The organism is Streptomyces sp. SID5643 (assembly GCF_009872555.1).
Classification (GTDB): Bacteria; Actinomycetota; Actinomycetes; order Streptomycetales; family Streptomycetaceae; genus Streptomyces; species Streptomyces iakyrus.
Genome location: NZ_WWIC01000232.1, coordinates 1 through 222 on the forward strand (window position 1 = coordinate 1; position 222 = coordinate 222).

Below are 222 nucleotides of genomic sequence, written 5' to 3' on the forward strand. Positions count from 1 at the left end.
CCACCGGGTCCGCGTTCATCCCCTCGCGGAGCGCCGCGGCCATCACCTCGGCGTCCTCGCGCACCGCCTGGATCGCCGCTTCGTCGATGATCCCGCGGGCGGTCAGCTCACGCTCCAGCAGGTCGACCGGGTCGTGTGCCTTCCAGGCCTCGACCTCGGCGTCACCGCGGTAGCGGGTCGCGTCGTCGGCGTTCGTGTGGGCCTCCATCCGGTACGTGACGG

1 protein-coding gene is annotated in these 222 nt (G+C 72.5%); it reads right to left on the minus strand.

The genetic code is table 11. From position 1 onward, the window contains the following. A partial coding sequence (locus GTY56_RS26080) for a thiamine pyrophosphate-dependent enzyme (protein ID WP_237525038.1) occupies nucleotides 1-222 on the minus strand: 222 nt, incomplete at both ends.